Genomic DNA, 5,330 nt, shown 5'->3' with positions numbered 1-5,330 from the left:
ACGTCGGCGCCCGTCGCGCCGGCCGCCGCCGCCACCAGCGGGTCGTCGGTGACCACGAGCACCCCGGCCACCGCCGGGCACGCCCGCACCGCGCGCAGCGTGTCGGCCGCCAGGGCCAGTGCCAGCTCCTCATGGGGTACGCCGGGCAGCGCGCCCCGCAGACGGCTCTTCGCCGCCGGAAGGCGCTTCACCGGCATCACCACGGTCCAGCGGGCCTCAGACACGCCGACCATCCTGCCAGCGAGGCCGCCGGTACCCGCACTGGCCGCAGCGGGGGCGAACAGGCATGATTCTGTGCCGGGGCGCGAGGGCGGATCGAGGAGGCACTGTGGCACGGCGCAGGCTGGGGTTCTGGCGACGGCTCGCCGTGGTGCTGGTGAAGCCGCTGATGACGGTCTGGACCCGGCGCACCTGGCGGGGCATGGAGCACCTGCGCGGCGACGGCGGCGTGATCCTCGTGCCGAACCACATCTCGCACGCCGACCCGCTCGTGGTCGCGCACTACGTCTACGACGCCGGGCGCTGGCCGCGCTTCCTCGGCAAGGCCAGCGTGTTCCGGGTGCCGGTGGTCGGCGCGATCCTGCACCGCTGCCAGCAGATCCCGGTCGAGCGGGGCACCGTCGAGGCGGTCAAGTCGCTGGACAAGCTGGTCGCCGCGCTGGCCGAGGGGGGCGCGGTGGTGATCTACCCGGAGGGCACCACCACCCGGGAGCCGGACCTGTGGCCGATGAAGGGCAAGACCGGCGCGGCCCGGCTGGCGCTGGCCACCGGCGCCCCGGTGGTCCCGATCGCGATGGTCGGCCCGGAACGGATGTTCGACCCGCGTACGGCCCGGTTCGGGCTGCGCCCGCGTACCCCGGTGACGGTGATCGCCGGGCCGCCGGTGGACCTGAGCCGCTGGGCCGGCGCCACGCCGACCCGGCCGATCCTGGAGGAGATGACGGACACCATCATGCTGCGCATCCGGGATCTGGTCGCGGAGATCCGCGGCGGCACACCACCGCCGCTCTGGCAGCGGCCCGCCCGCACCGGCACCCGGGAGGCCGCCGAATGAGCGGGCACGTCGCCGTGCTGGGCGCCGGTTCCTGGGGGACCGCGTTCGCCAAGATCCTCGCCGACGCCGGGCGGGACGTGACGGTCCTGGCCCGCCGGGCCGCCGTGGCCGAGGCGATCCGGACCGGGCGGCACAACCCGGAGTACCTGCCGGGGATCCGCCTGCCCGAGCGGGTGACCGCCACCGGCGACGCCGCCGAGGCGATCGAGGGGGCCGAGGTGGTGGTGCTCTCGGTGCCCTCGCAGACGCTGCGCGGCAACCTCGCCGACTGGACGCCGTACCTGGCGCCGGACGCCACGCTCGTGTCGCTGATGAAGGGCATCGAGCTGGGCACCACCAAGCGGATGAGCCAGGTGATCACCGAGACCGCCGGGGTGCCCGCCGACCGGGTGGTGGTCGTCTCCGGGCCCAACCTGGCCCCGGAGATCGCCGCCGAACAGCCGGCCGCCACAGTGGTCGCGGGCACCGACAGCCGGCGTACCGCGCTGGTGCAGGCGTCCATCCGGACGCCGTACTTCCGCCCGTACACGAACGACGACGTGATCGGCTGCGAGCTGGGCGGCGCGGTGAAGAACGTGATCGCGCTGGCGTACGGCATCGCCACCGCGATGGGCTTCGGCGACAACACCCGGGCCATGCTGATGACCCGCGGCCTGGCCGAGACCGCCCGGCTGGGCGTGGCGCTCGGCGCCGACCCGATCACGTTCGCCGGGCTGGCCGGCATGGGTGACCTGGTCGCCTCCTGCTCGTCGCCGATGGCCCGCAACCGCACCTTCGGCGAGCACCTGGGCCGGGGCGAGACGCTGGAACAGGCCCAGGCGGCCACCCGGCAGACCGCCGAGGGCGTCAAGAGCTGCCTGGCCATCCGCGACCTGGCCCGCGCGCACGGCGTCGAGATGCCGATCACCGAGCAGATCGAGCGGATCTGCCACGAGGGGATGGATCCGCGCCTGGCGGTGGACGCGCTGATGAGCCGCACCGCCAAGCCCGAGTCGTACGAGTGAGCGGAGCGGGGATGAGCAGCGAGCACTGGGGTGACGGCACGCGCAGCGTGCACGCCGGCCTGCCGGACGCGGTACCCGGGCAGCCGTTGCTGCCCGGCCCGGTCTTCGCCGCGCCGTACCACCTGGACCCCGAGCGCGGCCCGTCGGCGGCGGTGGACGGGTACGGGCGGCCCGACAACCCCACCCGGCGGCTGCTGGAGACGGCGATCGGCGAGCTGGAGGGCGGCGACTGCCGGGTCTTCGCCAGCGGCCAGGCCGCCATCACCGGGCTGCTGCTGACAGTGCTGCGCCCCGGCGACACCGTGCTGCTGCCCGCCGACGGCTACTACTCGGTGCGCTCCTTCGCCTCCGGCGCGCTGGAGCAGCTCGGGGTACGCGTGGTGCTCGTGCCCACGGCCGGGCCGTACCCGTCGTTCGACGGTGTCCGGCTGGTGCTGCTGGAGACCCCGGCGAACCCCGGCCTGGACGTCGTCGACGTGGCGGCGGTGGCCGCCGCCGCGCACGCCGCGGGAACGCTGGTGGCGGTGGACAACACCACCGCCACGCCGCTCGGCCAGCGCCCGCTGGACCTCGGCGCGGACGTGGTGGTCGCCTCCGGCACGAAGGCGCTGACCGGCCACTCGGACCTGCTGCTCGGCTACCTGGCGACACGGGACGCCGGGCTGCGGGACGCGACGACCACCTGGCGCAACACCACCGGCGGCGTGCCCGGCGCGTTCGACTGCTGGCTGGCCCACCGGTCGCTGGCCACGCTCGACCTGCGGCTGGCCCGGCAGACCGCGAACGCGCGGGCGCTGGCCGACCTGCTCGCGGACCGCCCGGACGTCACCGGCCTGCGCTGGCCCGGACGGCCGGACGATCCGGCGTACCCGGTCGCGTCGGCCCAGATGCGGCGCGTACCGGGTGTGCTCTCGTTCGACCTGGGTGACGAGCGCCGGGTGGCCCGGTTCCTCGCCGCCTCCCGGTTGGTGGCCGCCGCCACCTCGTTCGGTGGCCTGCACAGCACCGCCGACCGGCGGGCCCAGTGGGGCGACGACACGACGCCGGGCTTCGTGCGGTTCTCCTGCGGCGTCGAGGACACCGCCGACCTGCTCGCCGACGTGACGGCGGCGCTGGACGCGGCGGGCTGACGGCGTATCGGCCGCTGGGCTAAGGTGACGGGCAGCCACGGCCCGTGCGGCCCCGACCCGAGGAGGTGAGTCCGATCCACAAGCAGAGGACCGGTGCTCCCTCCGAGTCCGCGTCGCTTCGGGGCTGAGGCGACGCCGGGGGCGCCGACGAGCGCTTCCCGAAAGGCTTGCCATGGCATCCACCGTGTTCACCCCCGACCGTCCGGCCCTCGTCCGGCGGCTGCGCGCCGCCGGTTGCGTCTTCGCCGAGGACGAGGCGGACCTGCTGATCGCCGCCGCCGACTCGGCGCAGTCGCTGACCCGGCTGGCCGACCGTCGCGTCGCCGGCCTGCCGCTGGAGCATCTGCTCGGCTGGGCCGAGTTCTGCGGCCGCCGCATCGCCGTACACCCGGGGGTCTTCGTGCCGCGCGGTCGTACCGCCCTGCTCGTCGACACCGCGACGGCGCTGGCCGGGCCGGCACCCGCGGTGCTCGACCTGTGCTGCGGCTGCGGCGCCGCCGCCGTGGTGCTGCACGAGCGGCTGACGCCGCGCTGGCTGGCCGCCGCCGACATCGACCCGGTGGCGGTGGCCTGCGCCCGGCGCAACCTCGAACCACTGGGCGTCCCGGTCTACCAGGGCGACCTGTTCGACGCGCTGCCGGCCGGCCGGCGCGGGACGCTGGACCTGGTGGTGGCGAACGCGCCGTACGTGCCGACCGCCGCGGTGGCCTCGCTGCCGGCCGAGGCACGCCTGTACGAGGCGCCGGTGGCGCTGGACGGCGGCACCGACGGCCTGGCCGTGCTGCGCCGGGTCGCCTCCGGCGCGGCCGAGTGGCTCGCCCCGGGCGGGCACGTCGTGGTCGAGGTGAGCGTCGCGCAGGCCCCGGAGCTGTGCGCCGTGTTCACCGCCGCCGGGCTGGAGCCGGCGGTGGTCCGCGACGAGGAACGCGAGGCGACAGCGGTGACCGCCCGCCGTCCCGGCTGATCGCGGCGGGGGAGTCCCGCCGGGGGCGTGGCGGGTGGCCCGGACGGGAACTAGCCTCGGGTCAGGCGCGGCGGGAGGCGGTGGCGGTGGGCAGCGCAGGTGTGCCGGTGGTGGTGGGGCTGGACAACGGGGGCACTAGTGACAACGCCACGGTGCTGACCGTCGACGGCCGGTTCCTGGTGGACGGGCTGCTGGAGATCCCGAGCGACGTCGGCGCCGGCCCGGAGGCGGCGGTGGAGGCGCTGGCGCGGGCGTTCGACGGCGTCCTGGCCCACACCGGCGTACCGCGTGACCTGGTCCGCGCGGTCGGGCTGGACACGCCCGGCCCGGCCAGCGCCACCGGTGTGATCTCGTCCCGCGGCTCGACGAACTTCTCCCAGCCCGCCTGGCGGGGCTTCGACGTGCGCACCGCGCTGGAACGGCGGCTGGGCCTGCCTGTGGTGTACGCCAACGACGGCAACGCCGCCGCGCTCTACGCCCACCACGTCTACTTCGGCGCCGGGGCGATGGCCCGGTCGTCGGTGTCCGCGATCGTCGGCACCGGGCTCGGTGGCGGCGTGGTGGAGTCCGGCCGGGTGGTCGGCGGCGCGGCCGGCATGGCCGGCGAGTTCGGGCACGTGCACATCCCGCTGGACGGCCTGATCGAGCCGGACCAGGCGGCGCCGGTCTGCGCCTGCGGTTTCACCGGGGACGCGGAGAGCGTCGCCTCGCTCACCGCGATCCGGCGCAACCTGCTGCCGTACTGGCTGGCCCGGCATCCGGAGCATCCGCTCGCGGCGGAGGAGCCGGACCGGGCGGCGAAGCTGCTGCGCGGCTACGGCGAACGCGGCGACCCGCTGGCCCGCCTGGTCTTCACCCAGCAGGCCAAGGCACTGGGCCGGCTGTTCACCATCGCGGCCAACTTCACCGATCCGCACGCGTACTTCGTCGGCGGGGGCGTGGTGGAGGCGGCGCCGGAGTTCCGGGACTGGTTCCTCGCCGCGGTCGCCGAGCACACGGTGCTCCGGGAGGAGCAGCGGGCGGTGGCCACCTTCGCGCTGGTGCCGGACCGGGACATGGCCGGTGCGCGGGGGGTGGCCATCGCGGCGCTGGAGGCGGTACGCGGTGCCGCCACCGCCGCCGCCCCACTCGGCTGACGCCGCCCGCCGGACGGGCCGCCCAGGCGGTCGGCGTCACGC

5 protein-coding genes and 1 pseudogene are annotated in these 5,330 nt (G+C 75.8%); 5 read left to right on the top strand and 1 reads right to left on the bottom strand.

Annotated features, from left to right (window positions below):
* Positions 1–197 (bottom strand): annotated as a pseudogene (locus AC2CHG_RS29770) (2-phospho-L-lactate guanylyltransferase); the annotation flags it as partial.
* A 131-nt stretch (positions 198–328) separates the two neighbouring features.
* Here AC2CHG_RS29770 and AC2CHG_RS29765 point away from each other — a divergent pair.
* From AC2CHG_RS29765 to AC2CHG_RS29745, 5 genes are all read left to right on the top strand, one after another.
* Positions 329–1,054, top strand: coding sequence for a lysophospholipid acyltransferase family protein (locus AC2CHG_RS29765; protein ID WP_402811889.1), 726 nt, complete (start codon positions 329–331; stop codon positions 1,052–1,054).
* Positions 1,051–2,058, top strand: a complete 1,008-nt coding sequence (locus AC2CHG_RS29760; protein WP_013284538.1) for an NAD(P)H-dependent glycerol-3-phosphate dehydrogenase — start codon at positions 1,051–1,053, stop codon at positions 2,056–2,058. The genes AC2CHG_RS29765 and AC2CHG_RS29760 overlap by 4 nt, the downstream gene beginning before the upstream one ends.
* Before the next feature lie 11 nt (positions 2,059–2,069).
* Complete coding sequence (locus tag AC2CHG_RS29755; protein WP_484526053.1) at positions 2,070–3,188, top strand: cystathionine gamma-lyase; 1,119 nt, start codon at positions 2,070–2,072, stop codon at positions 3,186–3,188.
* Positions 3,189–3,360: 172 nt separating this feature from the next.
* A complete protein-coding gene (locus AC2CHG_RS29750) occupies positions 3,361–4,152 on the top strand; it encodes a putative protein N(5)-glutamine methyltransferase (RefSeq protein ID WP_262014754.1) in 792 nt (263 codons plus the stop codon).
* Positions 4,153–4,238: 86 nt separating this feature from the next.
* Positions 4,239–5,288: an ROK family protein gene (locus tag AC2CHG_RS29745; protein ID WP_262014755.1), complete on the top strand. Its 1,050-nt coding sequence runs from the start codon at positions 4,239–4,241 to the stop codon at positions 5,286–5,288.
* The last annotated feature ends 42 nt before the right edge of the window (positions 5,289–5,330 follow it).

It is taken from the genome of Micromonospora sp. ATLC20, assembly GCF_057196585.1.
The sequence above is the reverse complement of the archived record's forward strand: the minus strand, read 5'-3'. Positions and strand labels throughout refer to the sequence as shown.

Bases quoted from the DNA above. Each gene is read 5' to 3' on its own strand.
- AC2CHG_RS29760 (WP_013284538.1), top strand. From the start codon at position 1,051: ATGAGCGGGCACGTCGCCGTGCTGGGCGCCGGTTCCTGGGGGACCGCG.
- AC2CHG_RS29755 (WP_484526053.1), top strand. From the start codon at position 2,070: ATGAGCAGCGAGCACTGGGGTGACGGCACGCGCAGCGTGCACGCCGGC.
- AC2CHG_RS29750 (WP_262014754.1), top strand. From the start codon at position 3,361: ATGGCATCCACCGTGTTCACCCCCGACCGTCCGGCCCTCGTCCGGCGG.